This window comes from Arthrobacter sp. StoSoilB22 (assembly GCF_019977315.1).
Taxonomy (GTDB): domain Bacteria; phylum Actinomycetota; class Actinomycetes; order Actinomycetales; family Micrococcaceae; genus Arthrobacter.
Window position 1 is genome coordinate 4,423,963 of the sequence record NZ_AP024652.1, and the last position, 22,810, is coordinate 4,446,772.

Genomic DNA, 22,810 nt, shown 5'->3' on the forward strand with positions numbered 1-22,810 from the left:
TGTTAAAGCCTATTTCCCGGTGACGTTCACGGAGGGGACCGGTTCAACATCGTTCGGGTGATCCAGGACCCGGGCTACTTCCTGAGCTGCCCGCCGATCTCCACGCAGCTCATCGACGCGTACCAGGACCACACCACCCACAATGAGGAGCCCTCCCAGCAGCTGGATCGTCCCCGGGAGTTCGCCCAAAAGCAGCCAGGCCCAGATCACGGCAAAAAGCACCTCGGTCAGGGACACGAACGAGGCCACCTTGGACCCCAGGCTGCGGGCAGCCATGATGCCGGTAACGTACGCGAGTACCGTGGCCAGAATGATGAGCCCCACGGCGGAAACCCACCAGGGGGTGGTCCACGGCCCCAGCGTTGTGTCGGCGGTGCTGAACGTCATGGGCAGCAATCCCACCAGGCCTACGAGCCACATCACCAGCGCTCCCACGAGGAGGCCCCCTGAAGCGAGCACCAGTGGCGGGAGGGTGTCGTTCTCTTTCGCGGTGATGAAGAAGTAGATGACCAGGCACACGGCTGCGGCCATGCCCCACAGAACGCCAACCAAGTCCACCTTCACGGCACCTGTCAGATCAAGCACCAGAACCAGGCCGCCCAGGGACAACAGCGCGCCGGCAGCGGTGAGCGCGCGGGGCCGGCGTCGGCTGGCAATCCAGAGCCACAGCACAATCATCACCGGAGCCAGGTACTCAAGCAGCAGGGCTACGCCTACGGAGAGGCGGGCAACGGCGTTGAAGTAGAAGAGCTGGCAACCTGCTACGCCGATGAGACCGAACAGCAGGATGGTCAGCCAGTTGTCCTTGAGTTGGTGCCAACGGCCACGTAGAACCACGACGGCGGGAATCACCAGGATGAGCGCGGCACCGGTGAGGCGCACGGCAACTGCGGCGCCGGGTGACCAGCCGGTTTCCAGCATTGATTTGGCAAACGAGCCGGACGTGCCGAAAACAGCCGAGGAAAAGAGTGCGATGCCGAGTCCTGATGCCAGGAAACTCTTTGCATCAGCCTTCGTCGTTGGAGCTGACACAGCAGCCTCCTGTCAGGAGTAAAGTGGGCTTATGGTCATGACAGTACTCCCGAAACATGTAAGGAGTCAAAGTGCTTTTTGCGCCTGACACCGAGGTAGCCCTCCGTAGCGTCGTTAATCTCATCAACACCGCCGCCAACGGAGAGGAAGCGCTGGTCACCGTGCAGGACCTCAACGCCTTCCTGGACGCCGAAGAGTTCACAGGCTCGCGGGTCCATACGCCGGCGGAGTTGGATAGCATCAAGCACTTGCGTCGCGAACTGGCAGCCCTGTGGAGCGCCGATGAGGACACGGCGGCAAAGTCCGTCAACAAGCTGCTCGCCGACGCAAAAGCACTCCCCCAGCTCGTCAAACATGACCACTGGGACTGGCACCTCCACGCCACAACCCCGGAAGCGCCGCTGGCAGATCGGATGGGCACCGAAGCTGCTATGGCCATCATCGACGTCGTCCGAAGCAAGGAAATGGATCGCATGCGCGTATGCGCTGCGGAGGACTGCGATGCCGCCGTCCTGGATCTCAGCCGCAACCGCTCCAAGCTCTACTGCGACACCGGCAACTGCGCCAACCGCGCCCACGTCGCGGCATACCGGGCAAGAAAAGCCGCCGAGGGCGTGTGATGCCGGCATAACTGCGGCCGCGCGTCTATACGGTCATCCACCTGATGGTCGCACCCGGCTTTTCATGGGAGTGGGCGCCACTTCCCAGCCGCAGCGCTGGACGTGACAGTCCGGCTATTGACCCCGCTATTGCGCGGCAGTGGTACTTTCGCATCCCTTTTTTCAAATGTGACCAGGGTCACATTCATTTCCGCATCATGATTTTCCGTCATGCCGTACTTACTCCTCAGTAAGAAATAAAGGGGCGGCCCTCCAGAGGGTTGATTGGCCATGGCATTAGGAAAAGGGACTCCATGCGGCAGAAGTTTGAGCACAAACGTGCCCACGATCAAGACGGGCGGGGTGAAGGCAAGGGCCGGACTCTGCTCGCGCTCATTGCGAGCGTTCTTCTCGTAGTAGTAGGAATGTCAGCTTATGGAGTAGTCAACGCTCCCACGCCCGTGAGCGCACTGCCCGGCTCCCCCGGAGTCACCCAGCCTGGCACCTTGGTCTACAGCGAAGACTTCTCCAACATCAGCGCTGCCACTGCTCCCATCCCATTGACTTCATACACGGGCGGCGCGGCTGCACAGAACGAGCAGTACACGGCAGATGCAGCCTGGCTTCCCGGTTACGGCGCCTGCAACGGCTGGATCGTACGGCAGAGCACTCCGTTGCCGGCCAACGGCGGCGTCATCACCAACAACGATCAATGCGACCGCAACAATGCCATCAATTTTCTTCGCGACATGGCCTATGTCATGGGCAAATACCAGGGTATGACCGACGCTCAGGCCGCTCAAAACCAGATCCTCAGCGAGTACACCAACACTTCCAACGGAGTCCAACCGGCGGGGCTTCAGCTCCAAACCACCAAGAACACGATTCCCACCATCGCTGGCCATTACTACGCGATTTCGGGCATCTTCGGGGAAACCAACTGCTTCTCCAACCACGCCCGCCAGGAATTCTCCATCCTCATTAATGGCGTAGCAACGGTGGTCGGTTCAAACCTGGACCCCTGCGCTGATCCCAGCCGGCAAGTCTTCAATTACGGCAATACCGACTACAGCGTGGCAAAGCTCCAGTCGGGAGCCATCCAGGTCCCGCTGACCGGCACCACCCCTACGCTGGGTATCCGGGTAAGGAATTTGCAGGCCACCGGCACCGGCAACGACGTCGGATTCGACCTTCCCCAGCTGGTTGACGTTACGCCACAGCTGGATAAGGCATTCAGCCCCACCAGCATCTTCCAGGGTCAGAACACCACCTTGACCTACACCGTCACCAACACCAGCGACCTGATGGCCAAGAATGGCTGGCACTTCGTTGACACCCTGCCCACTGGCCTTACTGCGGTCGGCCCACTCGGTGGCACATGCGTCCGTACAGCGGGCACTGTCTCAGGCCGTACGGTGGACGTCACCGGGAACCTCGCGCAGGGCAGTGCCTCGTGCACCATCACGGTAACCGTCACCAGCAACACCCCCGGTATTTACAACAACTCAGGGTGCTTGGCCAACGACGGCACGGCCATTCCCAACTGCACCAACAACTTCCCCACCATCACGGGGCTTTACTCTCCCGGAACGGCGCCTTTGACCGTCCGTCCGGTGGTGGACCTGTCCATCACCAAGAGTGCCAACATTGCCGCTTACGTCCCGGGCCAGCCGATCACGTACACAGTTGTGGTCCACAACAACGGACCCAGCGATGCTGTCAACGCCGTATTCACCGACCCCCTGCCCTCATCCATCACAGGTGCAACCTGGACCTGTGCGGTTACGGTTGCGGGAACCTCAAATCTGCCCCCGGCCGGACCCACCGCCTGTAACGCTCCCACCGGCACCGGCAGCATTTCCGGCACCGTAAGAATCAACGTGGGCGGAACCCTGACGTACACCATCAAGGGCACGGTGGCACCGGGCACCACCGGAATCATTACCAACACGGCCAAAGTCACGCCTCCAGCCCAAACAGCTGTTCCCAACATGCCAGGCGGTGGGCCCGTTCCGGTTCCCGGATCAACCACCATGGTTCCCACCGTTGATCCTGCCTGCCCGCCTTTGCCCGGGGTTGGATGTTCCGCAACGGTAAATACGCCCGTGGAGCCCCAATGGACCATCGCCAAGTCGGCCTCAGTGGGCACCCAGCCGTCAAACGGCCAATGGGTGAAACCCGGCGACACCATCACGTACACCGTTACCGCCACCAGCAACCGCGGCCAGATCAATAACGTCGTCCTCACGGACAACCTCGCAGACGTCCTGGATCAGGCCACGTTCGTCCCCGGATCCGCAGTCCTCACCATCGGCTCCGCAGCGCCGGTCGCCGTCGCGAATCCCGTGGCACCGTCCACCACGCTGACTACCCAGCAGTTCACTCTTCCGGCCGGACAAACCGCAGTGCTCAGCTACAAAGTCACCGTCAAGGCGGACGCTTGGAGTGCTCAACTGGTCAACGTCGCCACTGGCGCCGGCAGCGTCACACCCGTCCGCTGCGCAACCAGCACCACACCGCTGGCACCGGAATGCTCTACCACCCACCTGACACCGGCCAAGATCCTCATCGAAAAACTCGGCGAATCGTCCGACGACGAATGGGTTCCCATGGCGGGATCCACTTGGGCCATCCACAATGACGCAGCCGGAGCGCCGGGCGCAGTCAACACCAGCTTCACCGTGGCTCCCGTTCCGTCCCAGACCGGACAGTTCCAACTCGAGGGCATTCAGCCGGGCGTGTACTGGCTCGAAGAGACCACAGCTCCGGATGGCTTCAACCTGCTGGCCGAAGCCGTGCAATTCACCGTTGCCGCCAACGGTGCCGTGACCATTGGCCAAGGAAGCGGCGGCGGAGTCGTGACAACGAGCGACGCCGATGGAAACGGTATCTTCCTGGTCACCGTCCGCGACGTCCCTGCGCTGAAGATGCCTGAATCCGGCGGCATCGGCTGGTGGCCGTTTGCAGCCGCTGGAACGTCATTGCTTCTCATTGCCATGGTCCTCGCGTCAGGCAATGGACGACGCACCCGAAACCACCCATAAAACGTCATTCCCCGCCTGCAGCAAAAGCGGCAGGTCCAACCCCAGAAAATGTTCGCTCCCGAGCATCGCATCATCACCCATGAAAGAGGAAAAAGTGAGTAATCAAAGCTCCCGGCGCCTTTGGAAGGCCGCCGCCACCACCATTGCCGGTGCGGTACTGGCAATGTCCTTCTCCGCCGCCCCGGCCTCGGCAGCCCCGCTGGTGGACGCGGACCAGATCGGTTCCATCACGGTCCACAAGTTCGAACGCCCGGACACCCCCACCGGACTGCCCAACAATGGCACGGCCGTGGACACCACGGGACTGACCGCTTTGGCCGGCATCGAATTCACCATTCAGCAGGTCAACGCCATCGACCTGTCCACGAATGCCGGCTGGGACGCTGCCCACAACCTGAGCAGCGTCTTCTCCCCCGCCGATCCCGCAGGATCCATAACAGGTGCAGGGTTCACTCTGGGATCCGGCACTGCCCAGGTCACCGACGCCGCGGGCACCGCAGCGTTCGGCAACCTCCCCGTCGGCCTGTACCTGGTAACGGAAACCAACTACCCGGCCGGCGTGACCCCGTCAGCTCCGTTCCTGGTTTCAGTGCCGTTGACTGACCCGGATAACAAGGACAACTGGCTCTACAACGTCCATGTGTACCCCAAGAACTCCATCACGGGTGCAGAGAAGACCGTCACGGATGCTCCCGACGTCAAGCTCGGCGATCAGATCGACTTCACCATCACCGGTGACATCCCGAACGAAGCAGTCATTGACGGCTACAAGATCGTGGACCAGCTGGACGACAAGCTGACCTACCTTGATGCCAGCGCCACACTAGTTAATGGCACGGTCATCACCGAAGGCACCCACTACACGGTTGCCTTCGATGCTGCCACCAACACGGTCTCCATCGTCTTCACCCCCGCAGGCCTCGCAGTGCTGGCTGCCAACAACGACACCAAGGTACAGGTTGTTGTAAACACCGCCGTCAACACCATCGGCGAAATCGAGAACGACGCCATGGTTTACCCGAACCTGGGCAGCTTCACCACCGTTCCCGGCCAGCCCGGCGGCCCCATCATCACTCCCCCGGTTGTCACCAAGTGGGGCGAGATGACGCTCCTGAAGACCAACGAGAACGGCGCTGCCCTTGCCGGCGCTTCCTTCTCGGTCTACACCAACCAGGCTGATGCCCTGGCCGGAACCAACGCTATTGTCATCAACGGTCAGAGCACCTTCACCGTTGCTGCCGATGGCACCCTCACCATCTCCGGCCTGCGCTACTCCGACTGGGCGAACGGCGCTGCAGTACTGCCCGGCTCCGCCGATTACCGCACGTACTACCTGGTGGAAACCACCGCTCCGGAAGGCTACGAGCTGCTCGCAGAGCCGATCTCCTTCCTGATCAACTCGGCCAGCACCACGGTGGGTGTTGACCTGGAGGTCAAGAACATCCCCTCCAACGGTGGCTTCGAATTGCCGCTCACCGGTGGTGTGGGAACCGGCCTGTTGTACGCAGCAGGCGCACTCCTGGTAACCGGCGCCGGACTCCTGTTGGTCCGTTCACGCCGCAGCACCAACAGCTAGTCACCGCCAACCTGCAAGGGTTCGCAACCTGAACACCAAAGCGGGGAAGATCGCCGAACACGCGCTCTTCCCCGCTTTGCTCCCCCAGAGCACAAATCCCCCAGGACTCTCATGTCAAAGCACCAAGACTCCAAGCTGCGGCCCCAGCGAAACATCCGCGCCGGATGGAGCGTCCAACGCATCATCATCGTCGTCGTCGCCATCCTGGGCGTTGGAGTGATGCTGTACCCCACCGCCGCCGCATGGTTCTCCGACCGGGTTCATGCCACAGAGATCAGTGGCTATGTGGACACCGTGGAGAATCTCTCTCCGTCGGCCCAAAAAACACTTCTGGACGAGGCCCGGCAGTTCAACAAGGAGCTGCCATCCGGGCCGCTTCGCGACCCGTACTCGTTGAACAACCGAGGCGAGAAAACCGTCGTCGGGGCCGGCTCGGACGCTTACAAAAAAATACTCGACGTCGGACCCGGCGGAATGATGGGACGCATCAGCATCCCCTCCATCCACTCGGACCTGCCCATCTTTCACGGCACCGATGATGAAACGCTGTCCAAAGGTGCCGGGCATCTTTTCGGTTCCGGCCTGCCGGTTGGCGGAACGGGGACCCACAGCGTGCTGACTGCCCACTCAGGCTTCGTTAACGCGACGCTCTTCGATGACCTGGACCAAGTACGCCAAGGCGATGTCTTCTCCGTAACGGTGCTTGGCGAATCGTTCTATTACAAGGTCGATCAGATCAAGACCGTACTGCCGGAGGAAACGGACGATCTCCGCAAAGTCCAGGACAAGGATTACGTCACTCTGGTGACATGCACGCCCACAGGGGTCAACAGCCACAGACTCCTGGTGCGTGGCGAGCGCGTTGACGCCCCAGCCGCCGGATCCGCCCACGCACTTCCCAGTCAAGCTATGGACCCGGGATTCCCTTGGTGGGCACTGGCACTCGTCGGCACAGCGGTGCTCATAGTGGTGGTCACCCAGCCCCGTAAGGCGCGGCCCACCCGTGGTGAGGAAGCGGCGGAAGGTTAGCGGCCGGCGTCGGGCGTTTCAGGCCCGTCGCCCGGAGCAGCCGCGCCGCCGTGGCCGGGACGCTTGGAGCTGAGGTTGACGCCGGAACCCTTGCCGAGGTGGTCGGCGTTCTCTTTGTGGCTCATGGAGAGCATGGCTGCCACGACGAGGCTCACGATGAACGCGATGCCTGCGCCTGTGAAGGCGAGGTCGAAACGCGGGGCCTTTGCGCTGCCGCCGGACGCGAAGATCAGCACGGCAACGAATGCCAGCACTGCAAAGAATGCGGAGAACATGAGGGGTCCCTTGACCGAGGTCCGCATCTTGCGCGGTTCTCCCTGCGTCTGGTCTGCCACGGTCATTCCTCCAATGATGGCGGTTAGTCCCCGCCGGTCAGCAAAAGTTCTACAACGAGTAGAACGTCCAGCTACTAGTTTACGGCCTCGGGCGAAGCGCCGGGAGCAGCAGCCCGGGCCGAACCGCCCGCAGCGGTATTGGCTTCGTGCCGCAGCGTCAGCCCGGAGAGAATCCACAGCACACCGGAAATGATGGCCCCGCCGCCAGCTACGCCCAACAGCGCATGGGCGCCCAGTGACGTGAAGAACGGCAGCAGCACCGCAGTGCCCACGGCAATGACGCCGGACACAACCCAGTCGCGCGCCAACGCATCCCGCTTCCGGAGGCCATGGACGAACTCCAGGAGTCCCAGCACCAGCAGCGCCAGCATGGCCGACAGCGCAACGCCCGCGTCAGACTGTGTGACCAAAGCGCCAACACCTCCCAGCGCAACCACCAACGGAACGGCAACGGGCAAAGCGCGGGACATCCACACTGCCGCTGCGGTCGCCAACAAATACAGCCCCACGGCCCAGGCCAGGACGTGCACCGATGGAGCAGCCCAGAAGATGGTCACTGCGCCGAACACCAGGGCAACCGTCGCACGGATGAGCACGGGTTTCCAGAGTCCGGCCTCGGTGGCAGATGGAGTCTGGGCAGGAGTCGCAGGGAGAGTCACCCGTCCAGTTTAGTGCGAACCCAGCACCATCCACCGATCGGTCCGCGCGCGCAGCCCCAAAGTCACGCCGCGGGCCAGCATGTAGCCCAGCGCAAACGCGGCCCACAACCAAAGGAGCCCCGCCTCGCCGTCGGGCTTTATCTGGTGAATCGCCACCAGCAACGGCAAATAGACCACCAGATTAACGACGCCGGCAATCGCCAAATAGCGCGCGTCGCCAGCACCGATAAGCACTCCGTCAAGGACGAAGACGTAACCTGCCAGCGGTTGTCCCACCGCTAGGACCCACAGGGCGACGGTGAGGGCGGAGCGAACGCCGGCGTCGGACGTGAAGAGGTATCCGGCCCACGGAGCCGCAATGGCCAAGAGTGCGCCGGTGATCACACCGAACCCGAGGCCCCAGCGGATCATGGTGCGGGTGAGTTCACGGACGCGTTGGGCGTTCCGGGCGCCCAGTTCCTTGCCGATCAGGGCCTGTGCGGCGATCGCCAGGGCGTCCAGGGCAAAGGCCAGGAAGGAGAAAATGGTCATGGCCAACTGGTGTGCCGCCAGGTTCACTGCGCCCTGGGCAGTCACCACCAGGACAGTTGCGAGGATGGCCAGGCGGAGACTCAGCGTACGCAGCATGAGCCACGAACCCACTTTGGTCATGGCCCGGATGCCATGCCAGTTGGGCTTAAGGGACACCCCGTGTTGCCGCGCGTTCCGGCTGACCATCACCAAGTAGACGGCGGCCATGGCCCATTGTGCGATGCTCGTGCCGATCGCGGAGCCAGCCACGGACATATTCAGTCCGTACACGAAGAACACGTTGAGGACGATGTTCACGGCGAAGCCTGCGGTAGCCACCACCAGCGGTGTCCGGGTGTCCTGCAATCCACGGAGCACGCCGGTACCGGCGAAGATGAGGAGCATCGCGGCCAGGCCAGGCATGGACCATCGCAGGTAATCGACGGCGAACTGGCGAACCTCTCCAGTGGCTCCCATGGAGCCAACCAGCGGCTCGGCCGCAACAAAACCAGCCACGGCGAGCGCCAGCCCCAGCAGCAGTGCCAGCCACACGCCGTCGCGCCCTGCTGCCAATGCCTTCCCCAATTTGCCGTCGCCGATCGCCCGGGCCACCGCCGGCGTCGTTGAATACGCCAGGAAGACCATGAGCCCTACGGCGGTGTGCAGGATGGTGGATGCGAGGCCGACACCTGCCAGCTGGTCGACGCCCAGGTGCCCCACTATGGCGGAGTCAGCCAACAGGAACAGCGGCTCGGCAATGAGCGCACCGAAGGCGGGGACGGCCAGGCGCAGGATCTCGCGGGCGTTGGAGCGGGTGGGAGCGGTTGTGGTTTGAGGCACTAAACAAGCCTAGTCCGCCGCTGGCCGGGTACATTTGGGCCGTGTCACACGAGCATCCCGTTACCGTTTCCGTCGCCCGCACTATCCTTCCGGGCTACACCCGCCAAGCCAACGCGTGGGCCCACGCCGGCCAGGAGCTTGCCCGCGAGTGGCCGGGATATTTGGGGTCGGGCTGGGTTCGCAATGGGGTGGATTCCACGGAGTGGCACATGCTTTACCGTTTCGCCGATGCCGATTCGTTGCAGGGGTGGGAGGACTCGGAGGAACGCCGCTGGTGGATCGACAGCGCCAGGGACATGATGGAGACCACCCGGGTGGAGCGGCACACGGGGATTGAGGGTTGGTTCTCTCGCCCCGGCGACGTCTCCGTGGTTGTGCCCGAAACTGTGGTTCCTCCGCGTTGGAAGCAGGCCATCAGCATCTTTCTGCCGTTTTTCCCGCTCAGCCTGTTGGCCAATTTCCTGCTGCACCCCTTGACGCAGGATTGGCCGCTGGTGTTCGCGGTGCTCCTTAACATCGTGATCCTCACGCCGCTGATGACGTACATCTTCCTGCCGATCACCACCCGGCTGCTGCAGCCGTGGCTTCAGGCGAAACCGCGCCGGAGGCGGGGGCTCACGCCGGGCAGCTGAGGCTTTGGTCATAGAAAGCCTCAATTAGTTGACACTTCAACCTATTTTCGGAAGGGTTGACGGTATGAACAAGACCAGCTTGACCACCACAGTCCTGACCATCCTGCGCGTCATTGCAGGATTTCTCTTCGCCGCGCACGGTTGGCAGAAGTTCAACGAATTCACCATCGCCGGCACACAGGCATCGTTCGCCCAGATGGGCGTGCCAGGCGCTTCCGCAGTAGCCCCAGTCGTGGCAACCCTTGAGTTGGTGGGCGGCATCGCGCTGATCATTGGCTTCCTGACCCGCGTGTTCGCCGCGCTCCTGGCCGTCAACATGCTCGGAGCACTGTTCCTGGTGCACGCCCCGGCCGGCGTCTTTGTTGGTAACGGCGGATACGAACTGGTTCTGCTCTTCGCGGGCGCTGCCTTGGCCCTCGCTCTGGCAGGTGCCGGCAGGATCTCCGCCGACGCCGCTCTCTTTGGCCGCTCCGGCTCCAAGCTCCGCGTCCTGGCCTAGCCACCCCACCCCCGACGCTCTCTCACATAACAGCCCCAAAACACCGACGCTCTCTCACTTCCTTCAGGAAAGTGAGAGACCGTCGGCGTTTAAGCAGTGGGATGTGAGAGAAGGTTCTAGCCCGTGACCCCGGTCAGCTCGTTCGGCACATGCTCCAGCTGGGCCGACTTCTTCACTTTGCCCGCCTTCAGGTCCACCGCGTGAATGGTGCTGGTGGCCGGTTCGGTGACGAACGCCGTCGAGCCTTGAACGAAGAGCGTGGGACGCGGGTCCTGCCAGGTTGCGGACTCCTCCCACGCGCCCACCACCGGGATGGTGGAGGTGATCGCTCCGGAGATCGGATCAATCACCCGCAATCCACCGTCAGTGCCGAGCACCAGCGCTTCACCCGAAGGTCCGCGACCCAACGAACGGAAGGAGTAGCTGGCCCCGGTGTCCACCAGCTTCAACGTGGCGGCTTCGGTGTTGACCAGCGAGATCCGGGTAGGCCGCTCGAGCTCGGCGGCCTTATCCACTTTGTAGTCACCGAGAATGACGGGCGACTTTTCTGAACCCGCCTGGTTCCCCATCCGCCCGTAGGCGTCAGGGCTGGCCACCTTGGTGATGGCGCCGTCCTTGTAAATCAGCATTCCGTTTTCGCATCCGACCACTACGGCCTCGCCTGCGGCTACTGCCTCGCCGTGAACGCCGGGGCATTCTTCGTTGCGCAGTACTTCCTTGCGGTCCTGGCCTTTGCCTTCGGAGAGGACGGCGATTCCGGAACGGTTCTCCTCGTTGCCCAAGGTCACCAGCAGCTTGCCATCTTCAAGTTCCACGGCCACGCCGTGATGCGCCTCGGGCGTGGTGTAGACGTCGGTCGAAGGAAGCTTTCCATCCTCCACGGCGGCGGCCAGAGCAGAGGTCTCGAAGCTCTCCACCTTTCCGGAACCATCGTTGAACAGCACGGTCTTGCCGCCATGCAGTACCACGTGACCGGCCTTGTCCGCCGCAAAAGCCAACTCAGTCAACGTGGGCTCAGCTACGTAGTGGTGGCTGTGATCTCCATGCGGCTCGGTCCAGGCGCCGGCGTCGAAGAGGCGGAAGGAGTCGCCTGTGGACACGAAGACGTGTCGGCCGTCGCCGGCCGGATTCAGGCGATTGAAACCGGACATTTCCGCACTTCCCACCTGCTCAAGCGAGGCCGCGTCCAGTACCGCAATGCCGGCGTCGTGGGTATAGACGAGCCGCGGAGTGGGGGCGCCGGCCTCCTTCGCACTGGGAGTTGAGGCGGCCGAGGGCGTTGCATCGACCGCGTTGCCCACCGAGCCGCCGGGAGTGGCGCAGGACGCCAGCAACAGAGCAGAAAGTCCGACGGCGGCGATCGGCAGGGCGCGGAGGCGGCGGTTGCGCGGGGCTAGGACAGGGGACATGAAGGTGGGGTGATGAGGCATGAGTTAATGATATTGATTCTCATTTATAGAGCAAATCGATGCTGGGGTGACGCTGTCACACTTCACGACAATGAACACAAAACAACAAATACTCCCGTCAATTCCTTGACTCGTGATTTCAAACACTGGTAAACATGTCCCACCGGGCAAGCGTTTTCCAGCTGCTCCACTCTCATCCCTCAGCCGGCGGCCTCCCTCCGCCACACCACCATGGATGCGCCTCCCGGGTTGATGAAACGATACAAAGTCCGACAGTGTGGCCGGTACTCACCCCCACGCGTCATCAAAGGAGATGTTCGGTGAAACACCCCCCTCAACGCGCGGTCAGAACAGGCGCAACCGCCCTGACTGCCGCCGTCGCCTCGGCTGCCCTCGCCTTTACAGGGCTCCCTGCAGCGCATGCCCAAACGCCGCTCCCCCCAGCCGGAAGCGGGTTCAAGTTCGACTTTGGCCCCGGCGCCGTGGCCGACGGATACACGCAAGTGAACGCAGGCAGCGCCTATAGCCCCACCGCGAAGTTCGGTTTCACGGACACCGCCGTCACCTCCGGGACTGACAGGGGCACCACGGACTCCCTGCGCAGCGACTTCGTCCAAGCTCAGGGCAGCTCCTTTCAAGTGGACCTTCCCAATGGCGACTACACCGTGAAGCTCATCGCCGGCGACGCAACGGAAGCCACCAACATCGCTATCACTGCCGAGAAGATGGCCAAAGTGCAGGCCACCGACAAGCCGGCCGGCCAGTTCCTGGAAATGGAATTCCCCATCTCCTTGGTGGACGGTCAACTCAATCTGGACATCACCGGAACCGCCGCCAAGATCAACTCGCTGGTCATCGCAGCCCGCGCTCCCCGCACGGCAACAACGGACCCGGGTGTTTATTTGGCCGGCGACTCCACCGTGCAGACGTACGACCCCGGCTACGCACCCCAGGCGGGGTGGGGCCAAATGATCGACCGCTACCTGGACGACAAAGTCCCCGTATACAACCACGCGATCGGCGGCCGTAGCTCCAAGAACTTCATCAGCCAGGGCCGCCTTGACGAGATCCTCCGCGTCATCAACCCCGGCGATTACCTCATGGTCCAGTTCGGCCACAATGACGCAACCATCGGCGTCGACGACCGCTACGCGTCCCCGGCAGACTACAAGGAATACCTGCGCACTTACGTCAACGGTGCCCGCCAACGTGGCGCCACCCCCATCCTGGTGACCCCAGTGGGGCGCCGGGACTTCGACGCCGCCACCGGCACGTTCCGCGTCAGCTTCCCGGAGTACGTGGACAAGATGAAGGAACTCGCGGCAGAAGAGAACGTGGCACTGGTGGATCTGTCCGCCCTCAGCCGCGGCTACTACGACCAAATCGGACCGGAAGAAGCCAAGTCGGTCTTCCTCCACGTCGACGCCGGTGTGTACCCCGGGCGTCCGAGCGGCACCGCTGACGACACCCACTTCCAGGAATACGGCGCCATCCAGATTGCCCGCCTGCTCGCCGGCGGCATGAAGCAGCTCAACGTTCCGCTGGCGTCGCGCGTCCAGGAGGTCACGCCGCCGTCGAACGTTCCTGCCAAGCCGCAAGGCCTGGTTGCCGGCAGCGTCTCCAACGCCGGCGCCCTGCTCAAATGGCAGCAGGTAGAGGGAGCGGACATTTACAAGATCTACCGCAAACTGGCCACTGAACCGGACAGCGCCTACAAGCTGGCCACCACCTCCACCATTCCCACCACCAACCTGAACGGCCTCGCCGAAGGCACCGCCTACACCGTCCGCGTGGCAGCAATGAACGGCAAAGGCCTGTCCGAGTACAGCGACGCGTTGGCCTTGACCACCAAGCAGGCCACGTACAAGTTCGACTTCGGACCCGTCGGCGCCCCAGTAGAGGCCGGCTACACCGAAGTCAACCGCACCATGGCCTACTCTGCCGAGCGCGGTTATGGCTTCAAGGACATCACGGTCCTCAGCGATCGCGACCGCGGCGCAACCACCACCAACCTGCTCCGGGACTTCGTCCTCAGCGGCGCCAGCTTCGAATTCCAGCTGGACGTCCCCAACGGCACCTACGCCCTGAAGACCTACCACAGCGACTGGATCGGCTCCACGCGGACTGACATCACCGTGGAAGGCAAGGGCTTCGGCACCGTCACCTCAGGCAAAGCCGCGTCCGCCACCAAAGTCATCAACGAGGTCCTGGTGACCGACGGTCAACTCAACCTGAGCATCAGCGGATCCGGCCAGCGCCTCAACGGGCTCGAAGTAACCCCGCTGCTGGTTGGCCCCACTAACCTCAAAACCACGTCCGTCGACGCAGCCGCCCAGCCACCCGTCGTCGCGCTTTCCTGGGACGCTGTTGGCGACGCCGCCAGCTACCGCGTGTTCCGACAGGCACCCTTCGAGGCGTCCGCGCAGCTGATTGCAGAGAACGTCGCCGACCCCGCGTTTTCGGACACCACCGCCACAGCGGGACTGCCCTACAAGTACTACGTCACTGCCGTAGACCGCACAGGCCTGGAGTCCGTCCCGTCCAACACTTTGGACGTACCGCTGATCGACCCCGCAACCGCAGCGCCCGCAGCACCTGGAAAGCTGAAAACCAAGAAGGTGGAAAAGACCAGCGTTTCGCTTCAGTGGGGCGAGGTTAAGGGCTCGACGGCGTACCTCGTCTATCGCTCGACGGCAGCTGACGGGGCATTCACCTACGTAGGTAAAGCCGACGACAAGAAGTTCACCGACACCACCGTCCTGACCACCATCAAGTACTACTACCGGGTGACGGCCCTGAACGCCGGCGGGGAATCGGCTCCGTCTGAAACCGTCGGCACCGACGACGTGGTGGTTCTGGACCGCCAGATGGAGAAGCTGGACCGGGCACCTGTCGCGATACCCACGGCAGAGGGAATCCGGATCGGCTGGCGCATGCTCGGCCTCGATGAAGACAAGATCGGCTTCGACGTTTTCCGTGACGGCAAGAAGATCACGTCCTCACCCGTCACCAACAGCACCAGTTACCTGGACACCACCGGAACCGCGGCCTCGAAGTACGTCATCAAAGTAGCCGGCGGTGGAAACAGCGGCGAAAAGGAGACCAAGGAATTCAGCCCCCTGGCGCAGGACTACCTGGCCATCAAACTGGATAAGCCAGCCGACGATTACACCAAGGACGGGCAGCCCTACAGCTACTCGGCCGGTGACGCCACGGTTGCCGACCTCGACGGCGACGGCCGGTACGAGGTCATCCAGATGTGGTCTCCGTCCAACTCCAAGGACAATTCTCAGGCCGGGTACACGGGCACCGTTTACGTGGACGCCTACACCATGGATGGCACCAAGCTCTGGCGCATCAACCTCGGCCAGAACATCCGTGCCGGCGCGCACTACACCCAACTCCTGGCCTACGACTTCGACGGCGACGGCAAGGCTGAAGTGGCCATGAAGACCGCCGACGGGACCCGGGACGCTGCTGGTACCGTGATCGGCAATGCCAACGCAGATCACCGGAACAGCAGCGGTTACGTCCTTACCGGTCCGGAATTCCTGACGGTCTTCCATGGGCAGACGGGCACCATCATGGACACCGTGGCGTATGACCCGCCGCGCGGTGACGTGGGCGCCTGGGGTGACACGTACGGCAACCGCGTGGACCGCTTCCTGGGCGCCGTCGCCTACCTCGACGGCGAGCACCCGTCCATGATGTTCAGCCGCGGTTACTACACCCGCGCAGTCCTGGCCACCTACGACCTGGTGGGCGGCAAAATCGTGAAGCGCTGGGTGTTCGACTCCAACGTTTCCGGCGATCAGTACCGGAGTATGGGCAACCACAACCTGTCCGTGGCTGATGTGGATGCCGATGGCAAGGACGAGTTCATCTTCGGCTCCATGACCATCGATGACAATGGCCAGCCGCTCTACACCACGGGCCTGGGCCATGGAGATGCCATCCACACCAGCGACCTGGATCCATCCCGTCCGGGCCTGGAAACCTTTGCAGTCCACGAAGACATGGCATCCAGCGGGAACCTTGGAGCCACCTTCCGCGACTCCGCCACAGGTGAAGTGCTCTGGAGCATTCCGGCGGCCAGGGATACCGGCCGTGGAGCCTCCGGAGATATCGACCCGCGCTACCTGGGCGCTGAAGGGTGGGCCGTTGGGGGCGACGCTGCGTGGAACTCCCCGGTAGGCGAACTGCGCTCAGCCAAGGGTGAGCTGCTCTCCACCAACATCCCGGCAGCAAACTTCCTGGCGTGGTGGGACGGCGATCTGCTCCGGGAAATCGTGGACCACGACTGGGACGTCGCAAGCAACAGCGGCACCCCGAGCATCAGCAAGTGGAACTGGAACACCCAAAACAGCGATCGCCTGCTGACGGCCACCGGCGCGCTGACCAACAACAGCACCAAGGGCAACCCTGCCATCCAGGCCGATCTGCTGGGTGACTGGCGGGAAGAAATTGCCTGGCGTTCCGCGGACAGCACGGAGCTCCGGATCTACACCACCACGTCCGGTACCGACGTCCGGCTCCGCACCCTGATGCACGATCCTGTGTACCGGCTCTCGGTTGCCCGCGAGAATATCGCCTACAACCAGCCGCCCCACCCGGGCTTCTATATCGGTGTGGGCATGGACGCTCCTTCTATGCCGAATATTGCATATACGGGAGGTCAGTGAGTCCTTTTACTGAGATGGGCACTGCCCCGACGCCTGCTGGTGCCGGGGCAGTGCTATCTGTCATTCGGACTTAGTCACGTAACAGAAACCTGGCGACAGTAAACTGCCACCATGAGCGATGACGCCGCCAACTCAGTGACCCTCCGCTTCCTCGCGGCTCCCATGGACGTCGGACACAGCGGGTCCGTCGACGCCGGCACCGTCCTTGAGTGGGTGGACAAAGCAGCGTACGCGGCAGCCGTTGGCTGGGCCAAGGCCTATTGCGTTACGGCTTACGTGGGAAATATCCACTTCACGGATCCGGTCAACAGCGGCGACATGGTGGAAGTAACCTCCACCATCGTTTACACCGGGCGCTCCTCCATGCACATTCACACCGTTGTCAGCTCACGGGATCCCAAAGGCGGCCCGGAGACCATGCACAGCCAGTGCATGGTCATCTTCGTTGCCGTCGGTCCGGACGGCAAGCCGATTCCCGTCCCGCAATATGAACCGTCAACAGCTGCGGAGATCGAGCAGCGCGATCACGCCCTGGCCCGCATTGAGGTCCGTGAACAGATCGTCAACGCGATGAACGCCCAGGAATATACCGACGCCGGGACCGCCGAGCGCGTCGTCCTGCGGTTCATGGCGTCCCCCACTGATGTGAATTGGGGCGGCAAGGTCCACGGTGGCATCGTGATGAAGTGGATCGACGAAGCCGCCTACGTGTGCGCCTCCCGCTACTGCGGCATGGACACCGTGGCGGTGTTCTCCGGCGGTGTCCGCTTCTACCGGCCCTTGCTGATCGGACACGTCGTAGAAGTGGAGGCGCGCCTCGTCTACACCGGCGCCAAGGGTATGCACATCGCGGTTCACGTCCGCTCGGGTGACCCTAAAACCAAGGTCATGAACCTCACCACCTATTGCCTCACGGTGATGGTGGCGCGCGACGAAACGGGGACGGCCGTTCCCGTCCCCGCCTGGGAACCAGTGTCTGACGAGGACAAGAAGTTGCATGCACATGCCCGCGAACTGCTGGAAATCCGTGGCCGGGCCCCGGGAAACCGGCTGCCGGACCATCTGCAGAACCGCGCTGGAAGCTAGGGCAGGCATTCCTTCTCCCCCAATGCCAAGGCCTAAGTACCGGGGCGCCTTCGTCGTGCCTATGACTGCCGTGCAAATGTACTAAGGCCCCAACCGTTCCTCGACACGAATCAAGTCCTTGGCCCACTTGGAAGTTGTCAAGTAGAGGCACGGCTTTTTGGCGGCGTCACGTGGTCGAACAGCCGCCTCCATAAGGGGTCAGCAGTTGCATACACGGAAGATGAAATGTGTCCTGGACTACGTTGCCAAAGGTCTGGGTGTGAGAATCGTCGGGGCACCCGGCAGTGGCCGAACCAGTCTCCTTAAGAGAGTCGTTGCGAAACTGGAGGAAGACGGCGCCACTGTTTACACCATGTTCGCTGCTCCAGCGCTTGCTGCCGTGCCTTTTGCCGGCGTACTTTCCCTGGGCTTGGATCTTCGTTCCAGGACAATCGGAATTCTCGGCATCGTGGACCTTCTCTCGGTCCAGATGGCCAGGTCCGGGGCGCACCTGATAGCGATCGACGATCTCGAGAACCTGGACCGCGAGTCGTTGGCAGTAGTGGACGTGCTGCGAAGAAGGAGCAATGTCCCGCTGATTACCACCATGAATGATCGACCCTTTCAGCCCAGAACCTCCGGCTATTTGGGGAGCATTCCCGAAGCCACCGTCGCCCTGGCACCTCTGGAATACGACCAAATCAGCAAACTCATCACCGAAACCCTTGGGCATCCGGCGGAAGTGAATGTAGTTGCGACTGTTCTGACCAAATCCGGCGGCAATTTGCGGTTGGCGGTTCGCATCCTCCAGACCTCGGCCCTCAGCGGGCGCATCATTCTCAAGGACGGTCAGTGGTGCATGAACAGCCCCAAACTGATGAACGAACATCTCAACGGAACCGTGGAAGCCTTGCTCCAGGGTCTGCGGCCGGAGGAAGTCCGGGCTCTGAACAAGTTGTCGCTTCTGGGTCCCAGCCCTGTTGACCGATTGGTGGCAACTGTGGGTGAGGACATCCTCGATAACCTCGAATACAACGGGTTGATCTCTGTGATTCAAGGCCCGGAAGAAACCCTACTTGCTGCTGTCTTTCCGCCGATAGTGGATGACTACCTTCGTGCCCACACGCTAAGCTCGCGGAGAATTCTCCAGAGCGCAGTCACTGATCACGTCATTGCAGGGCCAGGCGATCTCCCCACTCCGGCAGCCACAGATGACATGTTGTCGGCTTCGATTTCCAAGGTGCGCGGAGAAATGGGCAGCAACCACGCGGCCGCCACGCGATACTTCCAGCAGCGGCGCGACGCCTTTGAAGAGTTGTGCTACCAAAACTGGCAACGTGATCGCAGCCTGGCCAATGCTGTCGCGATCCTCAAATTCTATTGGGGAGCGCCTGCCAACCCGCATCGAATCCAGGAAGTTTTGCTCCAAACCGACTCCGACGGCGGTGAATTACCAGAGCTCTTTTTGTTCAGTATGTCTTTGGCTTGGTGGCAGTTCTCACACGAGAAGAACCTGCCCGGCGCAATCGGGACAATGCAGGCTCTGTCTTCCAAAGAACCGGGCCTGCGGCATGAAGCCGAAGGGGTCATCGCACTCCTTCACGCATCACAGAGCGGCATCCCCGGCGATCGGGACGAGGTTATAGGTGATCCCCCCAGGCGCGGACCACAAAGCGACATTCTCCCCACAATCAAGGGAATGCTGGAGCTCTATGAGCTCAACCCACAGAGGGCGCAGAGCGCTATGGACTCCGCCGAGGGAGCACATGGCTGCCAGCCTTTCGAGTCATTTATCCGCGGTATGGCAATGCTCTCCAGCGGCCGCGAAGAATCGGCCCTCGTCATGGCTCTCGAGTGTCGGGAAAGGGCTTTGCAGAATGTCGATCAGTTAGCCTTCGTCAGCCAGAGTTACATCGCAGCGCTTTCCCTTCTTCATCACGGTCTGTTTGACGAAGCCGAATATCTCATGGGGCGCGCCTTTTCCTTGGGCAAGCCTGGGTTTATCGTGGAGCCGTTGCACGTGGCCATGCTGCGCCTCTCCTCACTTCGGGACGCGGTGCCAGCGACTTCCTTGGGGATGTCGGCGGGATCCAACGCAGTGGATATTGGTGCGCTACCTGGTTTCGGCACGGGTTTGCACGACCTCGCCGCAAGCCGCCCCGCGAGCGCCAAAGCCTTCGACGAGCGAGCCAGCCGCATCATCGAAAAGTCACTTGCCCGTGGTTATGTCTACGAAGCCATGCACACGGGGCTTTTCGCGCTGGGACTGCTCCCGGGCCCGCGAGTCCGGGGTCTCCTCCAAAAAATTCTGGAGGACCGCTCCATGACAGCACACCACCAGCTCCTAACCATTGCGGATGCCGCCATAGCGATGGATCTACCCCGACTACGCCATTTACTGGACACCTACGTCTTGGACGGAGACACGTTTCAAGTGTCCATGCTTCTTCGCGGAGCAGAGCAGAGGTGCCAACTCAGCGGGGAGCCTGCTGTTGCCAGCCAGATCAGAAGGGCAGCAAAGGATTTCGTTGCCCGTTTCGGTGTGGTGGGGACGTTGTTTGATTTCAGGTCCGAGCCTCCCGGCTCTTCCCTGACCATGAGGGAGATCGAAGTTGCCCTCGTCGCCGGGCAGCAGAGCAATCAGGACATCGCGGAGCAATTCGGCATCAGCATCCGGACTGTGGAGAGCCACATTTCCAACGCTCTGCGGAAGACCGATACCACCACTCGAAAACAACTGGCAGATCTCATTCGGAATGCACCCAAGCCCTTGACATCGGGCGCCAGTGACCCATCCCAAGTTTGAGGCTTCGGCCCGGAGCCTTCCTCAGCGCCCCACTATTTCACTTGACCCACAAGACAGGAGTCACGGAGTTGCCCCAGATACTTGTTGTCAGTACGCACCGGCAGTTCACGGCGCTGATCCATTGGGCCACTAACTCGTTGCCCGCCGTCTCTTCTGGTCGCGTGGCCGTGGTTGATGGAACGTTACCGGAGCTTGAAGCCGATGTGGTGGACCTGGTCCATGACAGCTACAGGGTGCTTGTCTACGGCGGTCTGCTCCACAGCTCGCGCGTCCTACGCCTGATGGATCTCGGCGTACGGGGCTACGTACCGGAAACAGCCACGCTGCCCGTCCTGCTTGCCGCGGTCAGGAGCATCGCCGCCGACGGAACACATTTGCCGTTTGATCCCACCACCGGCCGAAATCACGTCCCCCTAACGACTGCTGAGGAAGTGGCGGCCGATGCTTACTTCCTCACTGATGAGGAACTGCCGCGGATTGAAGTAGCGAAGCGACTGGGAATTGCCGACTCGACTCTCCGTAACCAACTGGCCTCGGTTCGACGAAAACTCGGAATCCCCCCGCAGGCCAGCCGCGCAGCAGTAGCCCGACGGTACCGCGCTACCGTGCGGCCGGCGGCACCGTCGAGGCAATCGATTGAGAGCCGCCTCTAGGCGGAGGGGCCGGAACTCATGTGGAGTTGCGGCTTTGGTTGGTCTTCTGTCGCCATGTTCGCCTCGTAGCGGCGACCGAGCGAACCAAGCGACCAGCCGGAATCTTCCCATTCCCGGACCTTGAGTATGTTCCGTCCGTCAATGATCTTCCGTGTCCCCGTTTGCGCGGAAAGAACCTCCGGCGTCAGGGCTTTGAACTCGTCCCACTCGGTAAGAAGAAGGATAAGATCTGCGTTCCTGACGGCATCTTCTGTGGAGGGTACGTAATTATGCTGAGGCGATCGCCGGGAGGCGTTGAGGTTGCCTGCCGGGTCATAGATCGATACCTCCGCACCCTCGTCGAAGAGCCTATTGGCGATGTCCAGGGCCGGCGAGTCCCGGACGTCGTCGCTGTTGGGCTTGAACGCAACACCAAGGATGGCGATCCTGCTGTGGGGAATCGAACCGAGCATCACGCGGGCCAACTCAACAGCGCGCTCTCGACGCCTCAAATTGATGCCGTCCATCTCGTCGAGGAATCGCATGCTTCGATCCAAGCCGAGTTCAGCTGCGCGTGCCTGAAGTGCGCGTATGTCCTTAGGCAAGCATCCGCCACCGAACCCAATGCCGGCGTTGAGGAAACGCCGCCCGATACGCGCGTCGAGGCCAATGGCATCCGCAAGCGTTCGAATATCTCCCCCAATGACCTCTGTTACCTCAGAGAAGGCATTGATGAAGGATATTTTTGTAGCGAGGAAAGCATTTGCAGCTACCTTGACCAGCTCTGCAGTCTCAAAGTCGGTGCTGATCAAGGGCACGCCTTCCCCGAGGGCGGTCGCATAAACCTGCCGCAACACTGACTCGTCCTCAGGCGATTCCACACCAATAACCAGCCTGTCCGGGGTCAAAGTATCTACTACTGCGAAGCCTTCCCTGAGGAATTCCGGATTCCACGCAACGTTCACTGTGACGCCGGGGCGTTTGTTGTCACGAACAAGGGTCTTCAGCCGCCTCGTGGTTCCCACCGGAACTGTCGACTTTCCCACAATAAGGGCGTCCCTGGTGATGTTTCGGGCGAGGGAGATGGTTGCCGCATCCACGAATGACATGTCGGCAGCACCTTCTCCGGGGCGCTGGGGAGTTCCCACGCCAATGAAGTGAACATCGCCCCACGCTCCTACTTCCTGATAAGAAGTGGTGAAGCGAAGGCGTCCGCTCTTCACATGCTTCCGAAGAAGTTCGGGCAGGCCGGGTTCATGGAACGGCAACAGTCCCTCTGAAAGCGACCCGACCCTTGCGGGGTCAATATCGAGACCAAGCACCTCAAAGCCAAGTTCGGCCATACAGGCGGCATGGGTGGCACCCAGATATCCGGTGCCTATGACGGTGATTCGCATGAGTTCTCGCTTTTCAGAGTGACAAAGATGATCAAAAACTGTGGGGGCGGCCGCGCGGTGGGGC

General features: G+C 61.9%; 16 protein-coding genes. 10 read left to right on the top strand and 6 right to left on the bottom strand.

Annotated elements, in window-relative coordinates:
• Nucleotides 1-9: 9 nt before the first annotated feature.
• Complete coding sequence (locus tag LDN70_RS20530; RefSeq protein WP_166841937.1) at nucleotides 10-1,032, bottom strand: EamA family transporter; 1,023 nt, start codon at nucleotides 1,030-1,032, stop codon at nucleotides 10-12.
• 71 nt (nucleotides 1,033-1,103) lie between these two features.
• Between LDN70_RS20530 and LDN70_RS20535 the strand changes: the two genes are divergently transcribed.
• The 4 genes from LDN70_RS20535 to LDN70_RS20550 all read left to right on the top strand — a co-directional run bounded on the left by LDN70_RS20535 (nucleotide 1,104) and on the right by LDN70_RS20550 (nucleotide 7,280).
• Entirely contained in the window at nucleotides 1,104-1,652 is a 549-nt protein-coding gene (locus tag LDN70_RS20535) for a CGNR zinc finger domain-containing protein (RefSeq protein WP_223941270.1), read from the top strand.
• A gap of 293 nt (nucleotides 1,653-1,945) precedes the next feature.
• Nucleotides 1,946-4,675 (top strand): DUF7927 domain-containing protein, encoded by a 2,730-nt coding sequence (locus tag LDN70_RS20540; RefSeq protein WP_223941271.1) that lies wholly within the window; start codon nucleotides 1,946-1,948, stop codon nucleotides 4,673-4,675.
• Nucleotides 4,676-4,769: 94 nt separating this feature from the next.
• Nucleotides 4,770-6,251, top strand: a complete 1,482-nt coding sequence (locus tag LDN70_RS20545; RefSeq protein ID WP_223941272.1) for a SpaH/EbpB family LPXTG-anchored major pilin — start codon at nucleotides 4,770-4,772, stop codon at nucleotides 6,249-6,251.
• Between the two features lie 111 nt (nucleotides 6,252-6,362).
• Nucleotides 6,363-7,280 (top strand): class C sortase, encoded by a 918-nt coding sequence (locus LDN70_RS20550; RefSeq protein ID WP_142937389.1) that lies wholly within the window; start codon nucleotides 6,363-6,365, stop codon nucleotides 7,278-7,280.
• On the opposite strand, the gene LDN70_RS20555 is transcribed toward LDN70_RS20550, so the two are convergent.
• From LDN70_RS20555 to LDN70_RS20565, 3 genes are all read right to left on the bottom strand, one after another.
• Nucleotides 7,277-7,621, bottom strand: coding sequence for a hypothetical protein (locus LDN70_RS20555; RefSeq protein WP_166841940.1), 345 nt, complete (start codon nucleotides 7,619-7,621; stop codon nucleotides 7,277-7,279). The two genes, LDN70_RS20550 and LDN70_RS20555, sit on opposite strands and share 4 nt — an antisense overlap.
• Before the next feature lie 68 nt (nucleotides 7,622-7,689).
• Nucleotides 7,690-8,274 carry a hypothetical protein gene (locus LDN70_RS20560; protein ID WP_223941273.1) on the bottom strand — a complete coding sequence of 195 codons (585 nt, stop codon included), beginning with the start codon at nucleotides 8,272-8,274 and terminating at the stop codon, nucleotides 7,690-7,692.
• A gap of 9 nt (nucleotides 8,275-8,283) precedes the next feature.
• Nucleotides 8,284-9,624, bottom strand: a complete 1,341-nt coding sequence (locus LDN70_RS20565) for an MATE family efflux transporter (RefSeq protein ID WP_166841941.1) — start codon at nucleotides 9,622-9,624, stop codon at nucleotides 8,284-8,286.
• Nucleotides 9,625-9,665: 41 nt separating this feature from the next.
• On the opposite strand from LDN70_RS20565, the gene LDN70_RS20570 reads away from it, so the two are divergent.
• Nucleotides 9,666-10,256, top strand: coding sequence for an antibiotic biosynthesis monooxygenase (locus LDN70_RS20570; protein ID WP_223941274.1), 591 nt, complete (start codon nucleotides 9,666-9,668; stop codon nucleotides 10,254-10,256).
• Nucleotides 10,257-10,320: 64 nt separating this feature from the next.
• The gene (locus LDN70_RS20575) at nucleotides 10,321-10,755 is read left to right on the top strand and encodes a DoxX family protein (protein WP_223941275.1); all 435 of its coding nucleotides are present in this window, start codon (nucleotides 10,321-10,323) and stop codon (nucleotides 10,753-10,755) included.
• 116 nt (nucleotides 10,756-10,871) lie between these two features.
• Here the strand turns inward: LDN70_RS20575 and aztD are convergent, their stop codons facing one another.
• Nucleotides 10,872-12,185 carry a zinc metallochaperone AztD gene (gene aztD, locus LDN70_RS20580; RefSeq protein ID WP_223941276.1) on the bottom strand — a complete coding sequence of 438 codons (1,314 nt, stop codon included), beginning with the start codon at nucleotides 12,183-12,185 and terminating at the stop codon, nucleotides 10,872-10,874.
• 299 nt (nucleotides 12,186-12,484) lie between these two features.
• Between aztD and LDN70_RS21190 the strand changes: the two genes are divergently transcribed.
• From LDN70_RS21190 to LDN70_RS20605, 4 genes are all read left to right on the top strand, one after another.
• A complete protein-coding gene (locus LDN70_RS21190) occupies nucleotides 12,485-16,846 on the top strand; it encodes a rhamnogalacturonan lyase family protein (protein ID WP_286198869.1) in 4,362 nt (1,453 codons plus the stop codon).
• Between the two features lie 111 nt (nucleotides 16,847-16,957).
• Nucleotides 16,958-17,932 carry an acyl-CoA thioesterase gene (locus LDN70_RS20595; RefSeq protein ID WP_142937376.1) on the top strand — a complete coding sequence of 325 codons (975 nt, stop codon included), beginning with the start codon at nucleotides 16,958-16,960 and terminating at the stop codon, nucleotides 17,930-17,932.
• A gap of 220 nt (nucleotides 17,933-18,152) precedes the next feature.
• On the top strand, nucleotides 18,153-20,717 hold the full coding sequence (locus LDN70_RS20600) for a LuxR C-terminal-related transcriptional regulator (protein WP_223941277.1): 2,565 nt from the start codon (nucleotides 18,153-18,155) through the stop codon (nucleotides 20,715-20,717).
• 41 nt (nucleotides 20,718-20,758) lie between these two features.
• Complete coding sequence (locus LDN70_RS20605) at nucleotides 20,759-21,370, top strand: helix-turn-helix transcriptional regulator (protein ID WP_166841946.1); 612 nt, start codon at nucleotides 20,759-20,761, stop codon at nucleotides 21,368-21,370.
• On the opposite strand, the gene LDN70_RS20610 is transcribed toward LDN70_RS20605, so the two are convergent.
• Nucleotides 21,367-22,746, bottom strand: a complete 1,380-nt coding sequence (locus LDN70_RS20610) for a UDP-glucose dehydrogenase family protein (RefSeq protein ID WP_223941278.1) — start codon at nucleotides 22,744-22,746, stop codon at nucleotides 21,367-21,369. The genes LDN70_RS20605 and LDN70_RS20610 overlap by 4 nt on opposite strands.
• Nucleotides 22,747-22,810: the final 64 nt, after the last annotated feature.